Origin of the sequence: Pseudomonas sp. 2FE (genome assembly GCF_005503735.1) — a bacterium.
Taxonomy (GTDB): domain Bacteria; phylum Pseudomonadota; class Gammaproteobacteria; order Pseudomonadales; family Pseudomonadaceae; genus Aquipseudomonas.
Genome location: NZ_SCMO01000002.1, coordinates 412,005 through 433,895, shown reverse-complemented (window position 1 = coordinate 433,895; position 21,891 = coordinate 412,005). Strand labels below are relative to the sequence as shown.

Sequence of the window (21,891 nt, the reverse complement as noted above, 5' to 3'; positions counted from 1 at the left end):
TCTCAGTGGCACGGAAATGCGGAGCTGTGGCGGGTATCGTGCGCCGCGTTGTGTACGGCATCGATCTGCGAGAAGCCGGCGAAATAGACCAGCAGTGCGCCCAACAGGCCGGCACCGATGGCCAGAACCAGGCGTTGCGAGAGCGAGGCACTGGCCTCGGCAGAATGTGTCAGGGTGCTAGTGGACATGACCGTTCCCTCTGAACTGGAAATGAAAACGTAGCAGAAGGGAACGCACGAGGAGCCGAATGCGAACGCACTCGAGCTTCCGGCTTGCGCCCGCCCACCGCGGGTTTGCCAAACTGTAATGATTTCAGGCCGGTCTCCGGGCTTGCGCTGACTGCTGGATGCGAACATCCACAGTGTCATGGGACTCACCTTCCCATGCCCTGCGGCACAGTGGTTTTTCGGTCCCATCATTCGCTTACCGTTGCGGGGGCAGCGTCGGACTAGCTCCTGGGAGCGCACCGACTTCCCGTTTCACCTTGCGCACGACCGCACAAGACACCTGAAACAGCCTTTCTAGAACATCACGAACACGGGTCGAGCGTCAACTTCGGCGGTGGCGCCGCAGTAGTTTTCACACCGCCTGAATTGACCCGACTCCGCGCACTGCGTAGCCTTGCCGCTTCGAGGTTCTCTGGGCTCAGCAAGCCAGCACCAGAGCTAAGAGGGAACGCGGTTGAACGCCGTGGCTGCCCCCGCAACTGTAAGCGACTTGATCTCTTCCAATGCCACTGCCGTATGCGGGAAGGCGAAGAGAGGGCCCCCTGATTAGGAGAGCGGGCCAAGTCGTGAGCCAGGAGACCTGCCTTCGAACTTCTTAGAACCTGTTCAAGATCTAGTCGAGCGCCGCTCAGGCAGATAGTGCACAGGTTCGTACGACAACCGGGCGGGGTGATCCGGTGGCGAACTGCTTAATGCGAGCCTGGTGCTCCGCTACGCTCGTCGCGCATGCCCGCCGATCCGCTTTCGCTTCGATCTGAACAGGGCTGCGCGACGCATGAAAACCTTGGCCAAACTACCCGTCACCATAGTTACCGGCTTTCTCGGCGCCGGTAAAACCACCCTGCTGCGGCACATGCTCAACAACGCCGAAGGGCGGCGCATCGCGGTGATAGTCAACGAGTTCGGCGAACTCGGCATCGACGGCGAAATCCTCAAGCAATGCTCGATCGGCTGCAGCGAAGAAGAAGCCGTCGGCCGGGTGTTCGAGCTGGCCAACGGCTGCCTGTGCTGCACCGTGCAGGAAGAATTCTTCCCGGTCATGCGCGAGCTGGTGGCGCGGCGTGGCGACCTCGACCAGATCCTCATCGAGACCTCCGGCCTGGCCTTGCCCAAGCCGCTGGTCCAGGCCTTCAACTGGCCGGAAATCCGCAACGCCTGCACCGTCGACGCGGTCATCACCGTGGTCGACGGCCCCGCTGTGGCCGCCGGCACCTTCGCCGCCTTCCCGGATCGGGTCGACGCCCAGCGCCGCGCAGACCCGAACCTCGACCACGAATCGCCGCTGCACGAGCTGTTCGCCGACCAACTGGCCAGCGCCGACCTGGTCATCCTCAACAAGGCCGACCTGCTCAGCCCCGCAGCGCTAGCCGCCGTCCGTGCCGAAGTGGCGGAAGAACTGCCGCCGGCGGTGAAGGTCATCGAAGCGCGCAGTGGCGAGCTGCCGTTGTCGATCCTGCTTGGCCTGAACTCGGAAACCGAGCTGCATATCGACGGCCGCAAGACCCACCACGACCTCGAAGACCACAACCTTGATGGCCACGCCGAGCACGACCACGAGGAATTCGACTCCTTCGCCATCCAGCTGCCGGAAGTCGATGAGCACTTGTTGCTGGCCAGCCTCAATAGCCTGGTCGAGCGCCACGGGGTGCTGCGCATCAAGGGCTTCGCGGCGATTCCCGGCAAGCCCATGCGCCTGCTGATCCAGGGGGTCGGCAAGCGTTTCGACAAACACTTCGACCGCGCCTGGCGCGCCGATGAAAGCCGCGCCAGCCATCTGGTGATCATCGGCCAGGAGTTGGATCAGGCGCTTATCAGCAACGAGCTGAAGACCTCACTGGCCTGACGCGCGCAGGGTGCGCCATGCGCACCGCAGAACTTGATCGCCGCCTGGTGCGCGCGGCGCACCCTACGCTCCCAACCCACGAACACGCGACCGCGCCACCACAGGACCCACGCTGACCCATGCACCTCTTGCGCACCCAGCCCGGTGGTTTCGTCCCCGCCGATGGCATCGCCCATCTGGCGCAGACCCCCGCCGATGTCGTGATCCTCTGCACCGGCGACTCGCACCTGTCGCTGCTGGCCGAGGCGGCGCGGGAGCTGCCGGCGGACTACCCGAGCCTGCGTCTGGCCAGCCCGACGCAGCTGCAAAATCACGCATCGGTCGACCTCTATGTGGACGAGGTGCTGCAACACGCCAAGCTGATCCTGATTTCCCTGCACGGCGGCATCAGCTACTGGCGCTATGGCGTCGAGCGCCTGGTCGAACTCGCCGCCCGTGGCACCAAACTGATTCTGGTGCCGGGCGACGACAGCCCCGATCCGGAATTGACCGCGCTGGGCAACGTCGCCGCCGCCGAGGCCGAACGGCTCTGGCAGTACCTGCGCCAAGGCGGGGTGGACAACGCCAGGCAGCTCTATCACTACCTCGCCAGCACCTGGCTGGATGCGGCTTACCCCTGGGTCGAACCGCAGCCGCTGCCGCGCGTGGGCCTCTATCACCCGCGGCAGGCCAACGCCGAGCTGAGCCATTGGCAAGCCGACTGGCGTGCTGGGCAAGCGGTGGTCGGGCTGCTGTTCTACCGCACCCACGTGCAGTCGGCGAACACCGCCTTCATCGACGAGTTCTGCCAACGCCTGCTGGCCCAGGGTCTCAACCCCCTGCCGATTGCCGTGGCCAGCCTGAAAGAGGCGGCCTGCCTGACGGTGGTGGAAGATGTGCTCGAGCAGGCGGACGCCGCGCTGATTATCAACACCACCGGCTTCGCCCAGTCCAACCCCGAGGCGCCCAACCTGCGCCCGTTTCGCCGCAATGTGCCGGTGCTGCAGGCCATCTGCGCCCTCGACAACCTGCCGCTCTGGCGCGACAACCCCCAGGGCCTGGGCCCCCGTGACTTGGCCATGCACATCGCCCTGCCCGAGCTGGACGGCCGCATCATCACCCGGCCCATCAGCTTCAAGGGCCTGGCCTGGCGCAGCGAGCGCAGCCAGAGCGATGTGGTCTGCTACCAGGCCGAAACCGGGCGGATGGATTTCGTCGCCGAACTGGCGCGGCGTTGGGTCGAACTGGCGCGTTTGCCGAGTGCCGACAAACGCATCGCCCTGGTGCTGGCCAACTACCCGACCCGCGACGGCCGTATCGGCAACGGCGTCGGCCTGGATACCCCGGCCGCCGCACTGAATATCCTCCGCGCCCTGCAAGCCGAGGGTTATCCGCTGCAGGACTTGCCCGCCAGCGGCACCGCGCTGATCCACCTGTTGCTAGGCGGGGTGACCAACGAGCTGGACCACCTCGACCTGCGCCCCTGCGCGCAAAGCCTCGCGCTGGACGACTACCGCCAACACTTCGAACGCCTGCCCGCCGCCAACCAACTGGCCGTGCGCGAACGCTGGGGCGAACCCGAGCAGGATCCCATGCACCGACAAGGTAACCGAGGCGGGCGGATGATGATCGCCGGCCTGCGTTTCGGCCTGTGCTTCGTCGGCATCCAGCCGGCGCGCGGCTACCAACTCGATGCCAGCGCCGTGTACCACGACCCCGACCTGGTGCCGCCCCACGGTTACCTGGCGTTCTACTTCTGGCTGCGGGCAGTCTTCGGCGCCAATGCCGTGGTGCATGTCGGCAAGCACGGCAACCTGGAATGGCTACCGGGCAAGAGCGTCGGCCTGTCGGAAAACTGCTGGCCGGATGCGCTGCTCGGGCCCATGCCCAACGTCTACCCCTTTATCGTCAACGATCCCGGCGAGGGTGCCCAGGCCAAGCGCCGCACCCAGGCGGTGATCATCGACCACCTGATGCCACCGCTGACCCGGGCCGAAAGCTACGGCCCGCTGCGCGATATCGAGCGGCTGGCCGACGAGTATTACGACGCCTCCCTGCTCGACCCCCGCCGCGCCATTGAACTGCGCGGCGAGATTCTCGCCCTGGTGCGCGCCACCCAGCTCGACCGCGAACTGCAGTTGCAGATCAACGAAGACCCGGACAGTTGGCTGCCGCAGCTCGATGCCTACCTGTGCGACCTCAAGGAATCGCAGATCCGCGATGGCCTGCACGTGTTCGGCGAGTCGCCGGCCGGGCGCCTGCGCATCGACACCTTGCTGGCCCTGCTGCGGATTCCCCGTGGCGATGGCCGTGGCGCCAACGCCAGCCTGTTGCGGGCCCTGGCCAAGGATTTCCAGCTGGGCTTCAACCCGCTCAACTGCGAAATGGCCACCCCCTGGAACGGGCCGCGCCCAGCCGAGTTGCAGGCGCTGAGTACCGATGCCTGGCGCACCCAGGGCGACACCCGCGAGCGCCTGGAGCTGTTTGCCTTGCAGTTGATCGAGGCGACCTTGCTCGGTGCGCCGATGGCCGTCGGCACTGAAACCGCGCCGGTGCTCGAAGCACTGCGCAATCGGGTCGCACCGACCCTGGACGCCTGTGGCCCGGCGGAAATCTCAGGGCTGCTGGCGGCCCTGCGCGGCCGCTTCGTCCCCGCCGGCCCCAGTGGCGCACCGAGCCGTGGGCGCCTCGATGTGCTGCCGACCGGGCGCAACTTCTACTCGGTGGACGTGCGCAACCTGCCGACGCCGACTGCCTGGCGCATCGGCTTCCAGTCCGCCAGCCTGCTACTCGAACGCCACCTGCAAGACAACGGCGACCACCTGCGCCAGCTCGGCCTGTCGGTCTGGGGTACCGCGACCATGCGCACCGGCGGCGACGATATGGCCCAGGCCATGGCCCTGCTCGGCGTGCGTCCGATGTGGCAGGCCGGCAGCCAGCGGGTCGAGGATTTCGAAATCCTGCCGCTGTCGCTGCTCGACCGCCCGCGGGTGGATGTCACGTTGCGGGTCTCGGGTTTCTTCCGCGATGCCTTCGGCAACCTGATCCGCCTGTTCGACGCCGCCGTGCAAGCGGTGGCCGAACTGGACGAGCCAGAAGACCTCAACCCCCTGGCCGCCCGCGTGCGCCTCGAGCGCCAACGCCTGGAGGCCCAGGGTGTCGACGCCGCAGACGCTCGCCGTCAGGCCGGCTGGCGCATCTTCGGCTCCAAGCCGGGGGCCTACGGTGCCGGGGTACAGAACGCCATCGAGGAGCGCCTGTGGCAGACCCGCGCCGATTTGGCCGAGGTCTACCTGAACTGGGGCGGCTACGCCTACGGTGCGGCGGACAGCGGTACACCGGCGCGCGAACACTTCGTCCAGCGCCTGGAGCGCCTGCAAGCGGTGCTGCATAACCAGGACAACCGCGAACACGACATTCTCGATTCCAACGATTACTACCAGTTCCAGGGCGGCATGCTGGCGGCGGTGGAAACCCTGCGCGGCGAGCAGGTCGCCAGTTACCACGGCGACCACAGCCAGCCGGACAACCCGCGCATCCGCACCCTCAAGGAAGAATTGAATCGCGTGGTCCGCGCCCGCGCAGCCAATCCCAAGTGGATCGCCGGGATGAAACGACATGGCTACAAGGGCGCGTTCGAGCTGGCCGCGACCGTGGATTACCTGTGCGCCTTCGACGCCACCAGCGAATTGATCGACGATCATCAGTACGAGCTGCTGAGCGACGCCTACCTCCTGGACGCGGACACCCGCGAGTTCATCCAGCAACACAACCCCGGCGCCCTCCAGGACATCACCGAACGCCTGCTCGAAGCCCAGCAACGCGGGCTGTGGCAGGAGCCGGGCGAGTACCGCGCGGCCCTGGAGAATTTGCTGATGGATAGCGAGGAGAGCTGATGGCTAAAGCACAACCTGTAGGAGCGGGCCATGCCCGCGATGCTTTGCCTTGGGCACATTCGCGGGCATGGCTCGCGCCTACAAACTCTTTGAATTCCTGACTCTTTTGGAAGGCCGACCATGACCATTCCCCTCTTCCCGCTGGCCGCCGTGGTCGCCGCCGATGAGCTAAAGCTGGCGCTGTGCCTGGCGGCCATCGATCCGGCGATTGGCGGTGTGTTGATCGAAGGGCCGCGCGGCATGGCCAAGTCGACCCTGGCCCGTGGCGTCGCCGAACTGCTACCCGGCGGCCACTTCGTCACCCTGCCGCTGGGCGCCAGCGAAGAGCGCATAGTCGGCACCCTCGACCTCGATGCGGCGCTGGGCGAAGGCCGTGCGCAATTCTCCCCCGGCCTGCTGGCCAAGGCCGATGGCGGCGTGCTCTACGTCGACGAAGTCAATCTGCTGCCGGACCACCTGGTCGACCTGCTGCTGGACGTCGCCGCCAGCGGGGTCAACCACATCGAACGGGACGGCATTTCGCATAACCACAAGGCCCGCTTCGTGCTGATCGGCACCATGAACCCGGAAGAGGGCGAATTGCGCCCGCAACTGCTCGACCGCTTCGGTCTGAATGTCATGCTCGGCGCCCAGCCGCAACCGGCCGAGCGCGCCGAAATCGTCCGCCGCCGCCTGGCATTCGATGCCGACCCGCAGGCCTTTCTCCAGCGCTGGGCCGAGTCGCAGAACGCCCTGCAGCAACGCTGCGTCGCCGCCCGTGAGCGGCTGGCACTGATAGCGCTGGACGACGCGACCCTCGATGAAATCGCCCGCCGCTGCTTCGCCGCCGGTGTCGACGGCCTGCGCGCCGATCTGGTCTGGCTCCGTGCCGCCCGCGCCCACGCCGCCTGGCGCGGCGCCGAGCAGATAGCCGCCGAGGACATCGACGCGGTCGAACACTTCGCCCTGCTGCACCGTCGCCGCCACAGCCCATCACCGGCCGCCCAGCCGCCGCAAGCGCCGCCACCCGCCGCCGGCCAGAGAGGGCAGGCTGCCGCTGGCGAAGGCCAATGGGGCGAACTACCCGCTCAACCGGTACCCATGGGTGCGCAGCGCGAGCTGCCGCGCTGGCCAAAAAAGCCCTAAGCATCCGCCCGCGACAGGTCACTGGCGCGGATGCCAAACCCAGACCCGGCCGCCTCGACGGAGGCCGCCACGGCGCCTCCCGGCACGGCGAACTGGGCGCGATCCACTGGCTCGCCACTCTGCTACGCGGCCGCCCACGACGCCAGGCCGACCTGCAACGCCGCCCGCGCAGCCGCCAGCCCGGCGAACTCTGGCTGGTGATAGTCGACGCCTCCGCCTCCACCCGCCGCCACGGCGCCCTCGCCCAGGCCAAGGGCCTGCTCGCCACCCTGTTCGAACAGGCCTACCGCCAACGCACCCGCCTCGCCGTACTCCACGCCACCGGCCACCAACCGCAATGGCTCTGGCAAGGCCAGAAAGCCTCCCCCGCCCTGCACGACTGGCTCAGCCAACTCGGCGCCGGCGGCGGTACCCCACTGCTCGAAGCCCTGCAACAGGCCTCGACCTGGCTGGAACGGCGCCAGCGGCAGAAACCGGCCGAACAGCAACACCTGCTGATCCTCACCGACGGCCGCCTGCGCGACTGGCCGGCCCTGGTGCCGATGGCCTGTCCGGCGCTGCTGGTTGACATTGAAAGCGGGGCGATCCGGTTGGGACGGGCTAAGCGGTTGGCGGAGGAGTTGGGGGCGGAGTACTGGGCTATCGAGGATCTATAGCTAAGCACCGCCTCGAGCCCTGGTGCCCATCAACGGCGTATGACATGCCCATCCCCATTGCCGGCCATTGCTCATAGCGCGCAACGCGCAGCTAGGCCAGCAGGGCTACCGACTTGATTTGCGCCCACAAGCGCTGGCCGCGGTGCAAGCCAAGCTGGTCACGGGAATAACGCGTGATGCGGGCCAGCAGAGGCGTGCCCTCCATCTCCAGGCGCACCAACACATGGGCGGCGTTATCCGCGGGAATCTCGGCGCTGACGGTCACCGGCAGCAGATTGAGAATGCTGCTGTGCAAGGGTTTCTCCAGGTTCAGGCTCACGTCACGCGCCTGGATCTTGCAGCGCATGCGCTTCCCTAACGTGACTGGCGAGTGGGCGACCCGAACGCTCATGGCACTGTTCGGAAAGCCCAGACTCAGCAGCCGATAAGCCGAGTCATAGCCAGTCACCACGCCTTCAACCACCACGCCCGCATCCTCACCGAGCGCCATGGGCAAATCCAGGCGAGCGAGGATTTCACCCATCGGGCCGCTGGCAAGCACCTTCCCCTCATCCATTAACACCAGGTGATCAGCCAGGCGGGCGACCTCATCCGGCGAATGGCTGACATAGAGAATCGGGATATCCAGTTCGTCATGCAGGCGCTCCAGGTAAGGCAGTATCTCGCCTTTGCGTTTGAGATCGAGCGCCGCCAGCGGCTCATCCATCAGTAGCAGCTTCGGACTGGTGAGCAGGGCGCGGGCGATGCCGACGCGTTGACGCTCGCCACCGGAAAGTCGGGCGGGCATGCGCTCGAGCAAGTGTTCGATGCCCAGCAGCTCCACCGCGTGGTCCAGTGCCACCCGGCGCTCGTTGGCGGCGATGCGCTTCAGGCCATATTCCAGGTTGCGCCGCACGGAAAGGTGTTCGAACAGGCTGGCTTCCTGAAACACATAACCCAGCGCGCGCTTGTGGGGTGGCAGGAAATGGCCCTTGCTGCTGTCCTGCCACAGCTCGCCGTTGACCTGCAGATAGCCATCTTTAGCCCGCTCCAGTCCGGCGACACAGCGCAGGCAAGTAGTCTTGCCAGAGCCAGAATAACCGAACAGTGCGGTCACGCCGCGGCCCGGAAGCTGCAAATCGACATCCAGGGAAAAGCCGGGATACGGCACGCGAAAGCGAGCATGAATCTGATTTTCAGACGATTCGCCGAGAAGCAATGGCGCCGTTATGGAGGTGGAGGTGCTACTCATGCCTGGAAATCCCTTGGTCAGTCAGTTCTATGCGACTCAGCGCCCAGCCGGTCTCATTCGCCCCTTGAAGTGGAGCGAGAGCAGTACCAGGAAGGAGAACACCAGCATGCCGCCGGCTAGCCAGTGCGCCTGGGCGTACTCCATGGCTTCGACATGATCGAAGATTTGCACCGAGACGACTCGGGTCTTTCCGGGAATATTCCCGCCGATCATCAACACCACGCCGAACTCGCCGACGGTATGGGCGAAGCCGAGGATCGATGCGCTGATGAAACCTGGCCTGGCCAGCGGCAAGGCCACCGAGAAGAACCTGTCCCAGGGGCCGGCACGCAAGGTAGCAGCCACCTCGAGGGGCCGTTCACCAATGGCCTCGAAGGCATTTTGCAGGGGCTGTACGACGAAGGGCATCGAGTAAAAAACCGAGCCCACCACCAAGCCGGCGAAGCTAAACGGCAAGGTGCCCAACCCCAGGCTCTGGGTGAGCTGCCCGATAAAGCCCTGCGGGCCCATAGTGACCAGCAGATAAAAGCCGATCACGGTGGGCGGCAGCACCAGAGGCAGGGCGACTACCGCGCCCACCGGCCCCTTCAGCCTCGAAGGGGTGCGTGCCAGCCACCAGGCGATGGGGGTGCCGATGACCAGCAGCAGGGCGGTGGTCAGCGATGCCAACTGCAGGGTCAACCAGATCGCGGCGAAATTGGCGCTGGTAAGCGGCATCGCGGACTATCTCCCGGACTTAGAGTTGGTAACCGTAGGACTTGATCACGGCAGCGGCTTTCGGCCCTTTGAGGTATTCCACCAGCGCCTTGGCCGCGGGATTGTCCTTGCCTTTGTTGAGGATCAGCGCGTCTTGCTTGATCGGGTCATGCAGCTGCGCGGGCACTATCCAGGCCGAACCGCTGGTGATTTTGCCGTCCTTGTAGACCTGCGACAGAGCGACGAAACCCAGTTCGGCATTGCCACTGGCGACGAACTGCAGGGCCTGGGTGATGTTCTGCCCCTCGACGATCTTCGGTGCCACCGCTTTGCTCAGGTCCAGCTTTTCCAATACCTGGGTTGCAGCCAAGCCATAGGGTGCGGCTTTCGGGTTGGCAATGGCCAGGTGTTTGAACTCGTTCTTCTTCAGTACCTCACCTTTGCCGTCGACATAGCCGTCCTTTGCCGACCACAGGGCCAGGGTACCGATGGCATAGGTGAAGCGCGAGCCGGCGACGCTATCGCCTTCGCTTTCCAGCTTGGCCGGCGTACTGTCATCGGCGGAGAGGAACACCTCGAAGGGCGCGCCATTCTTGATCTGGGTATAGAACTGCCCCGTGGCTCCGAAGGCGGCAACCAGTTTGTGGCCGGTATCCTTCTCGAAGTCGCTGGCAATCGCCTGAATGGGCGCGGTGAAGTTGGCGGCAACGGCCACTTGAACCTCTTCGGCCAGCGCGTTGCTCAGCGCAATGCTGGCTGACAGTGCGACAACTAGGCGAGACATAGGATGAATCATGGACTGCTCCTTTCTTTTTTTGTAGCTCGTAGAGAACACAGGACGCGCTTCAGGCATCGCTAGCCAGAATCACGCTTGACGCTTTGAAGAAGGCGCACGCCCGCCTGCCGGGCATGAGGCCGAGCACCTCGTACGACTGCATTGATGTCGCATCCCGCTCTGGTATCGCTATGTAGCTGACTATATAGCGCCATGTGTGACCTCGAAAAGCACGGAGGGAAAACCCCGTACACGCAGTGTGTTCAAAGGAGCTGTCAGCCGCCTGGTTGGAGGTGCCGCTCACTCAGCCAGGCGGTGACCACTTTGTTGCCATCGTCGGCTTGGAGAGCGTTAAAACCTCGGCCTAACAGAGGGCAAAGAGGTCGTAGTCTTGGCCACAGCGCGCCGCAAAGTCAGTACCGTGGTGACTCGGGATGCGCTGTCAGACCTCGCAGTTCTCCGGCAGCGAACAGTTGCCTTGCTGGCGAATTTCCGCATCTTGAAAATAATTAACTTTAAAGTCAAATTTTGGCGTTATGCACGCCGTCCTGTGCCTGTTGGCACTCTCTGGGCGCTCGAAACGCTCGTAACCCTCCTTAATCCGTAGCAGCTAAGACCCAGCAAACAACCTCGGCATCGTGAGTCCCCCTATCCGGACTCGCTGGCCTTGGTGATTACGGCGACCATACTTAAACAGTCGAATGACTACTCCAGTGGGGTGTTGGCTCAGTCCGCCGCTGGCACCAGAGCACTGGCGGAGGTGGGTATGCGCTTCGATGCATTTTCTTTTGGCTCCATCAGCATCGATGGGGTCACCTATCCTCATGACGTGGTGCTCGTTCATGGACAGGTCCGCAAACGCAGGAAGAAACCGTCCAAGAAGTTCCGCGATGCCTTTGGTCACACCCCGCTGTCAATTGAGGAGGACATCCCCTGGGACTGCCGGCGGCTGGTAATTGGCACCGGCAGCGGGGCGTTGCCAGTCATGGAAGAGGTGAGGCGCGAGGCTGAGCGTCGGCACGTCGAATTGGTCATAGTGCCGACAGCAGAAGCCATAGCGAAGCTGAAAGAAGCGCATGACCAGACCAACGCGATCTTGCATCTCACGTGCTAGATCGCCCGACCTATGAGGCAAGTGCGGCGGTTCGATGACAGGCATAGGGGACGGGTTGTGTTGCAGCCGAGGGTGTCAAAAACGGGAGGGTGGCATTACCTGCCCCAGGGGGTGTCCTGAATCGCGCAGTGCAAGCGAGGGGGATCGAATGGAAAAGCTCGATGTCATCGCGTCGCTGGGCCAGATGCAGTTGCTGCGCCCAGCCTGGATCAACGCTGCGCTGGCGGCGAATGACCGGCTGAAGCTGTATCTAACGGTGCTGCAAGCCGCGCAGGCACACGCGGAACAGCCGAATACGGCGCCGCTGGATCTGACGCGTGAGTTTGCCTCGGCACAGATCGGCGCCCCTTGGCTCAAGGATCTGTCCGGCACGGCTTACCGGGAAGGCAAAGCGCTGCACGTGCCCGATTTCCTTCGCGTCGCCGCCCTGCTGCGGGATGATCTGCGCATCATGGCGCGCCCGCTGGTCGAGGGCGGTAATGCCGCCGAGTCCGAACTGGATAGCCGGGTGGATCACTGGTGCGCCTGGCTCGACGCGCTGACGGACGACACGCTCGAGGCAACGCAGCTGAAGGCGCTGACAAGTGGCAAGCGCGGGGGAGGGGACAGCTTCCACCTGCTGGTGATGGATCTGCATAAGGTGCTCAACCGCATGGCGGTCGAGATGTCGAGCGAGGCCATCGACGGCGCGCACGTTTGGCAGTTGGGCGACGTTGACCGTCCCCGGGTCGCCTCCTTCATGCGCGGACTCAATCGCACCCGTGCCCTCAAGCTGAACCATCCCGGGCTCGATACGGCCGCCACCCGCGATGGCGAACGCCTGCTGCTGCAGAACGACATCGGCGCCAACGACGCGCACGTACTCGTGGCCCAAGTGGAAGGGATGCGCATCACCTTGACCTATTCCGACCTGCACCGCCAGCGCTTCGCCTTCTTCCAGTCCATGCTGGCCGAGGTCGGCGCTAGCTGGTCCGTGCCGGAAACGCGCACCACGGCCGGTCTCAATGCGGGCGAGGCCTATCACGTCGGCACCGCAACCTTCGAGTGCGAAGACGAGGATGCGCTGCAGCGCGTGCTCGAAGGCATTGGTTCGCGCATCGTGTTCCTGATCGACTGGAACCGCGCCCGTAAACGTCTGCTGCAGTTCGTCAGCAAGGCCGATGCGGTGGCGGTCCTCACCGAAACTGCCCGCCGCGAGGTGGGCCACATGGCCTGGCTGGTGGCCGGTGGCGAACAACTGATCAACGGTGCCATGCAGGCCCTGGGCGCGGACTACTTCCACATCGGCGACCATCTCGACCAGGTGATGGGGCCGGTGCAGGCGAAGGAGTTCCTCGTCGAGGTGCTGGTACTCTCCAGCCAAGCGATACAGCAGCACCAGCCGCTCGCGCTGATCGCGGACGATACGAGGCTGCTGCTGGTACGTCATATGCGTCGCCTCCGCGACGAATTCGATCTGTTGACCGAACATGCGGCGTACTGCCACGCGCTTGCCGAGGGCGTGCGTGATGCCCTCGCACACGGACACGAACGCGACAAGAAGGCTGCGCGCAAGCTGGCCGAGCGTGCCAAGGAATGGGAGCACCAGGCCGACCTGCTGGTGATGAGCTCGCGCGTCCGCGCCGAGCGCCATCCGCGCTGGCTACCCTTCACCCGCCTGATCGAGCGTGCCGACGATGTGGCCGATTGCCTGGAGGAGTCGGCTTTCCTGTTGTCGCTAGTCGCCGATGACCACCACCAGGGCTGGCGGGGTGAAGTGCACCAGGTGATGCAGCTACTGGCCGATGAGGTCCTCGCGGCCACGCAGGACCACGTCAAGGCGCTCGCCATCGCCTGCACGCTCGGGGAGGAGAGTAGCGGGGAGGACCACGAGGAATTCGTGGCTGCGTTGTGGCGAGTACTCAATGCCGAGCGCCAGTGCGACATCCTGCTGCGCGACGTCCGGCGTGCGCTATCAGAGCACGTCTCCGATGCGGCGACACTGAACCTGAGCACGGAATTCGCTGCCGCACTCGAGCTTGCCACCGACGCGCTGCTCGCCACCGGTTACGGCCTGCGCAAGCTCGCGTTCAGCCGCGTGGGGGGCGTATGAACCCGCGACTCGATCCCGTGCAAGCGGCGGCCGCAGAGAACGCGCTCAGGCTGATCCATCTCATCGGCGGCGGCACGGCGCTGCCCGCGGCTGCGACCCCGGCAGCCTTGGGGTTCAAGGCCTGGAGCCTCGCCCGCATGGCCGCACTGGGCCTTCCCGTGCCGCCGGCCTTCGTTCTCGGCACGGGTTGGTGCGGGCGGGCTGAGGTCGGCCCCCAGCTCTGGCAGGGGGCACTGCAGGAACTGGAGCGTTTTACCGGCCTCGGACTCGGCAATACGCGACACCCCTTACTGCTGTCGGTGCGCTCGGGCGCAGCGGTTTCCATGCCGGGGATGATGGAGACGCTGCTCAACATTGGTCTCACCGACGCGACCCTGCCCGGCTTGGTGCGGCTCACCGGGCATCCCCGCCTCACCTGGGATGCCTACCGCCGCCTGATTGCGGGGTATGGCGAGGTGGTCGCCGGCATCGATGCGCAGCATTTCGAGGCGGACCTCGATGCGGTACGTGCCGATAGCGACGAACGCGAACTCGATTTCTCCGCGCTGCGGGAGGTGGCGAACCGCCATCAGGCCACCTATGCGCGGGAGGCCGGCGAGGCTTTCCCGCAGGATGCGCAGGTGCAACTGCGCGAGGCGATCGCCGCCGTCTTCGCCTCCTGGCACAGCGACAAGGCACACGCCTATCGTGAGCTGCACGGCCTGCCGCACTCGATGGGGACGGCAGTGACGGTGCAGCGGATGGTGTTCGGCAATGCCGGCGGGATGTCCGGATCGGGCGTAGGCTTTACCCGCAACCCTATTAGTGGCGAGCCCGTGCCCTGGGTCGACTTCCTCTTCAATGCCCAGGGTGAAGACGTTGTCAGCGGCCGGCGAAGTGCACAAGGGCACGACGAGCTGGCAGCCGTTGCGCCACAGGTCTGGGACTCACTGCTGCGCGCCACCGTGCAACTCGAGCGGGCCTTCGGCGACATGCAGGACTTCGAATTCACCGTGCAGGATGGCCAGCTTTACCTCCTGCAGACGAGAGGCGGCAAGCGCACGCCACAGGCGGCGGCGCGCATTGCGCTCGATCTCTGCGATCAGGGGGTGATCACCCAGGAAGTCGCGCTTGCAAGGACGCGGACGCTCGATGCACAGGCGCTCGTGCTGCGCGTGGTGGCCGCCGAGGATGGCAAGACTCTCGCACCGCTTGCCCATGCGGCCAGTGCGGCCAGCGGCGTGGTGTGTGGCGAGATCGCCCTGGACGAGGCGCGAGTGCGGGAGCGCAAGGCTGCCGGCGCCACCGTGGTGCTGGTACGCCGCGATGCCGAGACGCGCGACATCGCCGCCCTCGATCTGGCCGACGGTTTGCTGACCCAGCGGGGCGCGCGCACCTCGCACGCTGCTGTGGTGGCGCGCCAGCTCGGCAAGGTGTGCCTGGTCGGCTGCGAAAGCCTGGCGATCAACGAGTTGGAGCGCGTCCTGTCCATCGGCGGCCTGGATCTGAGGGAGGGCGATCCAATCACGCTCGACGGCAACGAAGGCGTGCTCTACGCCGGCACGACACGGGTGGAGGAGCGGATTCCGCAAGAACTGCTTGACCGTCTCGATAGGCTGCGCAGCTCGCACGGCTGAACGTGCAACGCGCAAGCCGCCGGCAGCGAATGCAGTCGGCTCAAGTGACTTGATGATCAATCTGCGCAAGATCCATTGTAGAGCGAAGACAGACGGGAGCCTTTCATCGGCCTGAAATGCCGCTGTCAGAAAGCTCGGTTGAAATGGAAAGTGCCTTTGTTTCGACAACTAAACAAACAGGCTGGACGAGGTAAAAGTAGCTATGGCTGACAAATTCCGTGTTCTGTTCGTCTGCGCACACAATGATGTTCGTTCCCTGATGGCGGAAGCGCTGCTTCGGCATACCGACGCCGAACACTTCGAAGCCCTCAGCGCCGGCATTGCGGCCGGTGAGGTGGATCCACGCACGCTCGAGTCCCTCGATCATATCGGCATCGCCACGACCGGCCTGCGGAGCAAGGCCATCGATGAGTTCGAGGGGCAGCAGTTCGATTACGTGGTCACTCTCTGCGACAAGTCGTCCGGGGAGGCTGCGCGGATGCCGGCCTCCGGAGAAGTGATGGTGTGGAACTTCGAGGATCCGGTTACCAGCGAAAGACATGACCCCTTTCGTCATGCCCTGCAGGAGATTCACGATCGCGTCAAAATGTTCGCCACTGTGAAGACCAGGCACTGACGCTCCTATAAACCCGAAGCAGACATTGCTGGACACTGCTCAGTAAGCTCCTTGCAGAATTAACAGGAGCATTCCTTTTATTCACGACAGGCCCGGTCGCAGGGATGTGCCGATCGAACTTATGGCCACGAGTAAGTGATCTCTATTGGCCGAAATTGGGCACTCGGCCCCGCCAGAAAGGGGGAGATAGTGCATCAACAAATCGCTTATTCCTAATCGCTCTGAAATAGACAGAAATCGCCTGAGAGCACCGATCTAGAGGCCTCTAAAGGTGTTGGCCCGCATCATGATGGCGAGCTATCATCAACACCTTTGTAAGGTTTCCCGGGACTCTGCTGATGAACGTCGAGATAGAAGAAGTACAGGGCACGGCTGGCTGGGTGGTAAAGCTGGACACCTGCACTGTAAGTTTCCGCAGCCAGGCTGAGGCAGAAGCTTATGCCGAGCGGCTGCAGGCTCGACTCGATGCGCCTCACGCCCTGCCGGCAAGCTGCAGTGAAGTGTTAACCGAGTTGTCATTATCTGGCAGCACTTCGCAAGCAACACTTGAGTCGCTTCAGTAGGTATTTACTTGCTTTGTCTGGCTGCCACTCAAGGCGGCCTTTTTTACGCCTGCTGATTCTTCGCCAGCAACTCTGCAAGCTGGAACAACTCCACCTCGGCACTCATAAGAGCCGCGGTAGCCGCTACCTGCCATTTATGCTGTAGCGCTTGAAGGTCTTCCTCCAGTCTCGCCTTGAGGCACCATTGATAATGATCATGCCAAGCGCCCAGTGCAGTCTGCACAACCTTGAGCGAAGCTGCTGCCTCCGCGGATATTGGAGAAAGCTGAGGATAGGCATCGGTTGCGTAACGTGTGCGCTTGACCAAAATCCGTAGCTGGTGCCGATCGCATTGAGGGTCTGTCAGTGCGGCTTTCAATCGCTCCACCTGCTTGTGCAAGCGCTTGGCAATCTTCTTCTTGATCCAGCGTAATTCATCGTCACGCTCAGCAACACGAAAGGCTGATGGCCATTCATCCAGTCGGGAAAAGAGCTGATTGATCGTCGAGCTTTCCACGATGCTGCCATAGCTGGACTGCAGGATAGCCTTCCGGGCATTGGCCTGTTGTGTGAGCCCCTGCCGTTCAAGCTCATCGATCAACACTTCAAGATCACGCACTGGGGTAGTCAGTTTGCCAACCTCGGCAGCTGCTTCATTGAGAAGCGCTACTGCGCCGATCCGGCGTAATGGTCGCAACAGACTTCTCATGCGCCGCAGATTGATCCGCAAGTCATGCAGAGCCTCGCTATCTGTCCTGGCCTCTATGCGAGCGTAGGCATGGTAGAGCGCTGTCTCAAGCACCAAAACCTGGGCAACGATTGCATCTACGAATGACATCCGACGTTCCAAACACAGCTATGGAGAAATCAGATTAGCCGAGGAAACCTGGGTCATTTGAGCCACACATCAGGGAGATGTCGCCAGTCTACGGCGACTGGGGCAGTCAGGCTGCCAGGCCTTTACCTCCAGGAAGCTATATAACTCCACGAACTGCTGGGTCAGCTTGTGCGTAGGGCCAGGTAGATCAACGGCATGCAAGCCTGATGTGACTCATGCATTCTCACCGAGCTTATGAGGTACACCTGTATCACCGCTAGCGCCTCGGCAATCAACTCATCGAGAAGTATTTGTGGTAACGAGGCGCGAGGTTGGAATTGGTTGACGACAATGCCTTCAACTTCCAAGTTCTCATCGTGATCCCCCTGGATTTCCTCAATTTCCCCGAGCACGGCATAGCGTGTCTGGCGAGAAAAGCTGGCGCAGTCGAAAGGGATCAGGCAGCGGTCAGCGGCTATCAGCGCCGAGATGCTGTAGAAGTCGAGGCCCGAGTATCCAGGTAAATCCGCTCGTAATCCTCGTCCAGCTTATCCAGAAGCTTGCTCAGCTTTTGGGCCCGGTTTTTTATGCCCGCGCGTTGCCTAGCATGCAGCGGATTGAGCGAATACAGTGCGTGGCGGTTGATCGGATGCTAGGCGTTCAAGCATCGCGAAGTCAGTATGAAGGCCAGTGGTAAGATGCCAGCGGGACCACTACTCGCAGACATACGATGAAGCTGGAAGGGCGTTTCTGGATCACGCACAACGGCAAAGACCTTGCCGGGGAAAGACGCATCGCCTTGCTGGCGCGGATCGACAGCACGGGCTCGATCAGCCAGGCAGCGAAAGCCGTGGGCGTGAGTTACAAGTTTGCCTGGGACTCTGTCGATGCCATGAATGCCGCCGCCGGCAGCCCACTGGTCGAACGCAGTGCCGGTGGCAAGGGTGGCGGCGGGACCCGCTTGACGCCGGCTGGCCATGCCTTGATCGAAGCCTTCCACCGCTATGAGCGAGAGCATCGGCTTTTTCTCCAGCGCTTAGGTGAGGATGCCGGGATCTCATCCTTCCTAGAGATCATGGAACGCTTGCGCATGAAGACCAGTGCGCGCAACCAGCTGTTCGGCAAGGTCAGCGCGATCCAGCGCGGCGAGGTCAACGACCGGGTCGAGTTCCATTTAGACAGCGGCGATCGCTTGTGCGCGTCGATCACGCACGACAGCACCGAACGTCTCGGACTCAAGGAAGGGGATGCCGTCTACGCCCTGATAAAAGCCTCTTGGGTCCTGTTGGTTGACTCCGACTTCACCCCCAGTGAGCCAACGGACAACTTGCTGCATGGCGAAGTCCGACAGGCCACCCGAGGGAGCGCGGAAACCGCGGTGGCGATTGAACTGCCGGGCGGCGCGTACATTGCCGCGGTGCTGAGCAATGCACATGCCGATGACCTTGAGCTCTGCAGCGGCAAGCCGGTAGCGGCCCTTATCAAGGCGGCCCATATCATTCTGGGCAGGTTTTAGCGCGGCTCGGTCCTTGGCCACGATCCTAGCGTTCAACCGCCCTCTGCGCGGGCTGATGATCTAGGCGGGCGAAAGCGCGCTGAGCAGGCTCTGCGGGTCGCTGAATTCGCGGTCGACCGGCGGCAACTGCGGCCGGCGCAGCACCAGCACCGGCAGGCCCAGCTCCCGCGCCACTTGCAGTTTGGGTTCGGTGGCCTGGCTGCCGCTGTTCTTGCTGATCAGCACATCGCTGCGCAGCCGGGCGAACAGTTCGCGCTCGCCTGCCAGGCTGAACGGGCCGCGCGCACCTATCACCTCGGCGCGTGGGTTGCCGGGCAGGGATTGCAGGCAGCGCACGCTCCAGTGTTGCGCCTCGGGGATCTCGTGCAGGTGCTCCAGCGGCTCGCGGCCGAGGGTGAACAGCGGACGGTGAAAGCCCTTCAGCGCTTCGATCAGCCCGGCCCAGTCCGCCACTTCGCGCCAGTCGTCGCCGGCTTGCGCCTGCCAGCCGGGGCGGCGCAAGGCCCAGCAGGGAATGCCGGCCAGGCGCGCGGCCGTGGCGGCGTTCCGGCTGATCTGCGCGGCGTAGGGATGGGTGGCGTCCAGCAGCAAGCCGATGCCGGCCTCGGCGATAAAACGCGCCAGCCCTGCGGCGCCGCCGAAGCCACCGACGCGCACCCGGCAGGTCAGGTCGTCCGGCACCCGGCCCAGCCCCGCGAGGCTGTAGAGGTGCTCGGGGCCCAACTGGCGGGCGATGGCCAGGGCTTCGGTGATGCCGCCGAGCAGGAGGATGCGGCTCATGGTTGCTCGAGCGCCGTGCCGACGCCTGCTTGTCCCACGATCCGGCCCTGGCGGTCGATGGCGAACACCTCCAGCGCCACCTGCGCCGGCACTTTGCTGCGGGCGAAGTCGAGGGCCTGCCTGCAGACCGCATCGCCCAGGGCAAACCCCGCGGCGCTGGCCAGCGCCAAGGCTTGTTGGCTGGTGTTGGCGGCGCGCATGGCGTACTGCAACTCGGCGCCGGCGCCCAGCTCGCCGGCCCAGTCGGCCAGTTGCGGCAGGTCGATACTGGAATGCCGACTGTGCAGGTCCAGGTGACCGCCGGCCAGCTTGCTGATCTTGCCGAAACCGCCGCACAGGCTGAGTTTATCCACCGGCGCCTGGCGCAGATGCTTGAGCACCGCACCGACGAAGTCGCCCATCTCGATCAGGGCCGTGTCCGGCAGGTGGTAGTAGGCGCGCATGGCGTCTTCGCTGGCGTTGCCGGTGCAGGCGGCCAGGTGCTGGAAGCCGTTGGCGCGGGCGACGTCGATGCCCTGGTGGATCGAGGCGATATAGGCGGCGCAGGAGAACGGCCGGACTATGCCGCTGGTGCCGAGAATCGACAGCCCGCCGAGAATCCCCAGCCGCGGGTTCATGGTTTTCAGCGCCAGCGCCTCGCCGTTCTCCACCCCGATCGCCACCTCGAAGCCGCCGGCATAGCCTCGCTCGGCGGCGAGTTGGGTCAGATGGCTAGTCATCATCTGCCGTGGCACCGGGTTGATCGCCGGCTCGCCCACCGCCAGGGTCAAGCCGGGTTTGGTGACCGTGCCGACGCCCGGCCCGGCCTGGAAACGCACGCCGGGCTCGGCGCTCAGGCGCACACGGGCGAACACCAGGGCGCCGTGAGTCACGTCCGGGTCGTCGCCGGCATCCTTCAGGGTGCCGGCTTCGGCGCCCTCCTCGAACAAGCGGCAAAACTCCAAACGCATCAACACCTGTTTGCCCTTGGGCAGGACGATTTCCACCGCATCGCTGGCCGAACCAGCGAGCAACAGGCGCGCGGCGGCCAGGCTGGTGGCCGTGGCACAACTGCCGGTGGTGTAGCCGCTGCGCAGGGGCGCAGGCTGTTCGGGGGTTTCGTCGCGCATGCCGTCAGCCGTTCATCCTAGACACTCCACATCCTCACGCAGCGGCTTGCTCACCTCAAGCAGCGTGATGGGCAATGCCGCGCGCCAGGTGTCGAAATCGCCGAGAGGCTGAGCCTGGGCCACGCTGATGCGAGTCAACTCGCCGCCATGGACCGCCCGCCAGGCCACCAGGGTCGCCTCGCTCTGCAGGGTCACCGCATTCGCCACCAGCCGGCCGCCGGGGCGCAACTGGGCCCAGCAGCTTTCCAGCACACCGGGCAGCGTGACACCGCCACCGATGAAGATTGCATCGGCTGGCGGCAAGCCGTTCAAGGCCTCGGGCGCGCTGCCGGCGACCAGTTGCAGCCCGGGCACGCCAAGGGCCTCGCGGTTCTGCGCGATCAAGGCCTGGCGCCCGGCGTTGGCCTCGATGGCGATGGCACGACAGCTGGGATGGGCGCGCATCCACTCGATGCCGATGGAGCCGCAGCCGGCGCCGACATCCCAGAGCAGTTCGCCCGGCGCCGGGGCCAAGCGCGCCAGGGTGATGGCGCGGACATCGCGTTTGGTCAGTTGGCCGTCATGGGCGAAGGCCGTGTCCGCCAGGCCCGGGGTCAGCGGCAGGCGGCGCGCCGTCAGCGCGGCCAGGCAGTCGACCGCCACCAGGTTGAGCGCCGCCGTGCTGGCCAGGCTCCAGCCCTGCGCCGTGCCGTCGATGCAGCGCTCCAGCGGGCCGCCCAGGTGCTCGAACACCCGCAGGCGGCTGGCGCCGAAACCACGCTCAGCGAGCAGCGCGGCGATGGCGGCGGGGCTGCTGCCGTCATTGCTCAGCACCAGCAGGCGCGCGCCGGGGTGGATCTGGGTATGCAGGGCGGCTAGCGGGCGGGCCATCACCGACAGACAAGCCACGTCCTGCAGGGGCCAGCCGAGCCGCGCGGCCGCGAGGGAGAAGGACGACGGCGCCGGCAGCACCAGCAGCTCAGCGGCCGGCAACCGCCGCGCCAGGCTGGCGCCGACGCCGAACAACATGGGATCGCCGCTGGCCAGCACGCAGACCGGCGTACCGCGCGCCGCCAACACGGGTGTCAACGCGAAGGGGCTCGGCCAGGCTTGGCGTTGCCCGCGCAGGCAAGCAGGCAGCAGATCCAGCTGGCGCTGTCCACCGAACACCACCGAGGCTTCCAGCAGCGCCCGCCGTGCCGGTTTGCCGAGCCCGCTGAAGCCGTCTTCCCCGATCCCCACCACCGTCAACCAAGGCGACATCCGCAACTCCTCACTGGCA

At 64.6% G+C, this 21,891-nt stretch carries 18 protein-coding genes, 1 pseudogene and 2 riboswitches; of the genes and pseudogenes, 10 read left to right on the top strand and 9 right to left on the bottom strand.

The features are described from left to right. Positions 1–2: 2 nt before the first annotated feature. Positions 3–188 carry a CbtB domain-containing protein gene (locus FFS12_RS07080; RefSeq protein ID WP_137817515.1) on the bottom strand — a complete coding sequence of 62 codons (186 nt, stop codon included), beginning with the start codon at positions 186–188 and terminating at the stop codon, positions 3–5. Between the two features lie 109 nt (positions 189–297). Beyond that, positions 298–526: riboswitch (cobalamin riboswitch) on the bottom strand. A gap of 89 nt (positions 527–615) precedes the next feature. Then, a riboswitch (cobalamin riboswitch) is annotated at positions 616–830 on the top strand. Positions 831–1,002: 172 nt separating this feature from the next. Here FFS12_RS07080 and cobW point away from each other — a divergent pair. The 4 genes from cobW to FFS12_RS07060 all read left to right on the top strand — a co-directional run bounded on the left by cobW (position 1,003) and on the right by FFS12_RS07060 (position 7,726). Continuing rightward, positions 1,003–2,070 (top strand): cobalamin biosynthesis protein CobW, encoded by a 1,068-nt coding sequence (cobW, locus tag FFS12_RS07075; RefSeq protein ID WP_137886183.1) that lies wholly within the window; start codon positions 1,003–1,005, stop codon positions 2,068–2,070. A 119-nt stretch (positions 2,071–2,189) separates the two neighbouring features. Next, positions 2,190–5,945: a cobaltochelatase subunit CobN gene (gene cobN / locus FFS12_RS07070; protein WP_137886182.1), complete on the top strand. Its 3,756-nt coding sequence runs from the start codon at positions 2,190–2,192 to the stop codon at positions 5,943–5,945. 120 nt (positions 5,946–6,065) lie between these two features. Beyond that, positions 6,066–7,070, top strand: coding sequence for an ATP-binding protein (locus tag FFS12_RS07065; protein WP_137886181.1), 1,005 nt, complete (start codon positions 6,066–6,068; stop codon positions 7,068–7,070). Then, entirely contained in the window at positions 6,995–7,726 is a 732-nt protein-coding gene (locus FFS12_RS07060; protein ID WP_137886180.1) for a VWA domain-containing protein, read from the top strand. The genes FFS12_RS07065 and FFS12_RS07060 overlap by 76 nt, the downstream gene beginning before the upstream one ends. Positions 7,727–7,817: 91 nt before the next feature. On the opposite strand, the gene modC is transcribed toward FFS12_RS07060, so the two are convergent. The 3 genes from modC to modA are packed head-to-tail and all read right to left on the bottom strand — an operon-like array spanning position 7,818 to position 10,449. Then, on the bottom strand, positions 7,818–8,957 hold the full coding sequence (gene modC / locus FFS12_RS07055; RefSeq protein ID WP_137886179.1) for a molybdenum ABC transporter ATP-binding protein: 1,140 nt from the start codon (positions 8,955–8,957) through the stop codon (positions 7,818–7,820). A 36-nt stretch (positions 8,958–8,993) separates the two neighbouring features. Then, positions 8,994–9,674, bottom strand: a complete 681-nt coding sequence (modB, locus tag FFS12_RS07050; RefSeq protein WP_137886178.1) for a molybdate ABC transporter permease subunit — start codon at positions 9,672–9,674, stop codon at positions 8,994–8,996. Positions 9,675–9,693: 19 nt separating this feature from the next. Then, positions 9,694–10,449: a molybdate ABC transporter substrate-binding protein gene (gene modA, locus FFS12_RS07045; protein WP_137886177.1), complete on the bottom strand. Its 756-nt coding sequence runs from the start codon at positions 10,447–10,449 to the stop codon at positions 9,694–9,696. 745 nt (positions 10,450–11,194) lie between these two features. Between modA and FFS12_RS07035 the strand changes: the two genes are divergently transcribed. From FFS12_RS07035 to FFS12_RS07015, 5 genes are all read left to right on the top strand, one after another. Next, positions 11,195–11,542, top strand: coding sequence for an MTH938/NDUFAF3 family protein (locus FFS12_RS07035; RefSeq protein WP_137886176.1), 348 nt, complete (start codon positions 11,195–11,197; stop codon positions 11,540–11,542). Positions 11,543–11,690: 148 nt separating this feature from the next. Further along, positions 11,691–13,634, top strand: coding sequence for a DUF47 family protein (locus tag FFS12_RS07030; RefSeq protein WP_137886175.1), 1,944 nt, complete (start codon positions 11,691–11,693; stop codon positions 13,632–13,634). Continuing rightward, positions 13,631–15,250: a PEP/pyruvate-binding domain-containing protein gene (locus tag FFS12_RS07025; RefSeq protein ID WP_137886174.1), complete on the top strand. Its 1,620-nt coding sequence runs from the start codon at positions 13,631–13,633 to the stop codon at positions 15,248–15,250. The genes FFS12_RS07030 and FFS12_RS07025 overlap by 4 nt, the downstream gene beginning before the upstream one ends. A gap of 202 nt (positions 15,251–15,452) precedes the next feature. After that, a complete protein-coding gene (locus tag FFS12_RS07020) occupies positions 15,453–15,866 on the top strand; it encodes an arsenate reductase ArsC (protein ID WP_137886173.1) in 414 nt (137 codons plus the stop codon). 338 nt (positions 15,867–16,204) lie between these two features. After that, entirely contained in the window at positions 16,205–16,429 is a 225-nt protein-coding gene (locus FFS12_RS07015; RefSeq protein WP_137886172.1) for a hypothetical protein, read from the top strand. A gap of 43 nt (positions 16,430–16,472) precedes the next feature. On the opposite strand, the gene FFS12_RS07010 is transcribed toward FFS12_RS07015, so the two are convergent. Together FFS12_RS07010 and FFS12_RS20120 are read right to left on the bottom strand one after the other, a co-directional pair. Beyond that, on the bottom strand, positions 16,473–17,246 hold the full coding sequence (locus FFS12_RS07010; protein WP_137886171.1) for a CHAD domain-containing protein: 774 nt from the start codon (positions 17,244–17,246) through the stop codon (positions 16,473–16,475). 69 nt (positions 17,247–17,315) lie between these two features. Continuing rightward, positions 17,316–17,811: pseudogene (locus tag FFS12_RS20120) on the bottom strand (ParA family protein); the annotation flags it as partial. Between the two features lie 144 nt (positions 17,812–17,955). Between FFS12_RS20120 and FFS12_RS07000 the strand changes: the two are divergent. Continuing rightward, positions 17,956–18,741: a TOBE domain-containing protein gene (locus tag FFS12_RS07000; RefSeq protein WP_137886170.1), complete on the top strand. Its 786-nt coding sequence runs from the start codon at positions 17,956–17,958 to the stop codon at positions 18,739–18,741. 60 nt (positions 18,742–18,801) lie between these two features. Here the strand turns inward: FFS12_RS07000 and FFS12_RS06995 are convergent, their stop codons facing one another. The 3 genes from FFS12_RS06995 to cbiE are packed head-to-tail and all read right to left on the bottom strand — an operon-like array spanning position 18,802 to position 21,872. Continuing rightward, positions 18,802–19,521 carry a cobalt-precorrin-6A reductase gene (locus FFS12_RS06995; protein ID WP_137886169.1) on the bottom strand — a complete coding sequence of 240 codons (720 nt, stop codon included), beginning with the start codon at positions 19,519–19,521 and terminating at the stop codon, positions 18,802–18,804. Beyond that, positions 19,518–20,630 (bottom strand): cobalt-precorrin-5B (C(1))-methyltransferase, encoded by a 1,113-nt coding sequence (locus tag FFS12_RS06990; protein WP_137886168.1) that lies wholly within the window; start codon positions 20,628–20,630, stop codon positions 19,518–19,520. Before FFS12_RS06990 ends, FFS12_RS06995 begins: the two co-directional genes overlap by 4 nt. A gap of 12 nt (positions 20,631–20,642) precedes the next feature. After that, positions 20,643–21,872, bottom strand: a complete 1,230-nt coding sequence (cbiE, locus tag FFS12_RS06985; RefSeq protein ID WP_137886167.1) for a precorrin-6y C5,15-methyltransferase (decarboxylating) subunit CbiE — start codon at positions 21,870–21,872, stop codon at positions 20,643–20,645. Positions 21,873–21,891: the final 19 nt, after the last annotated feature.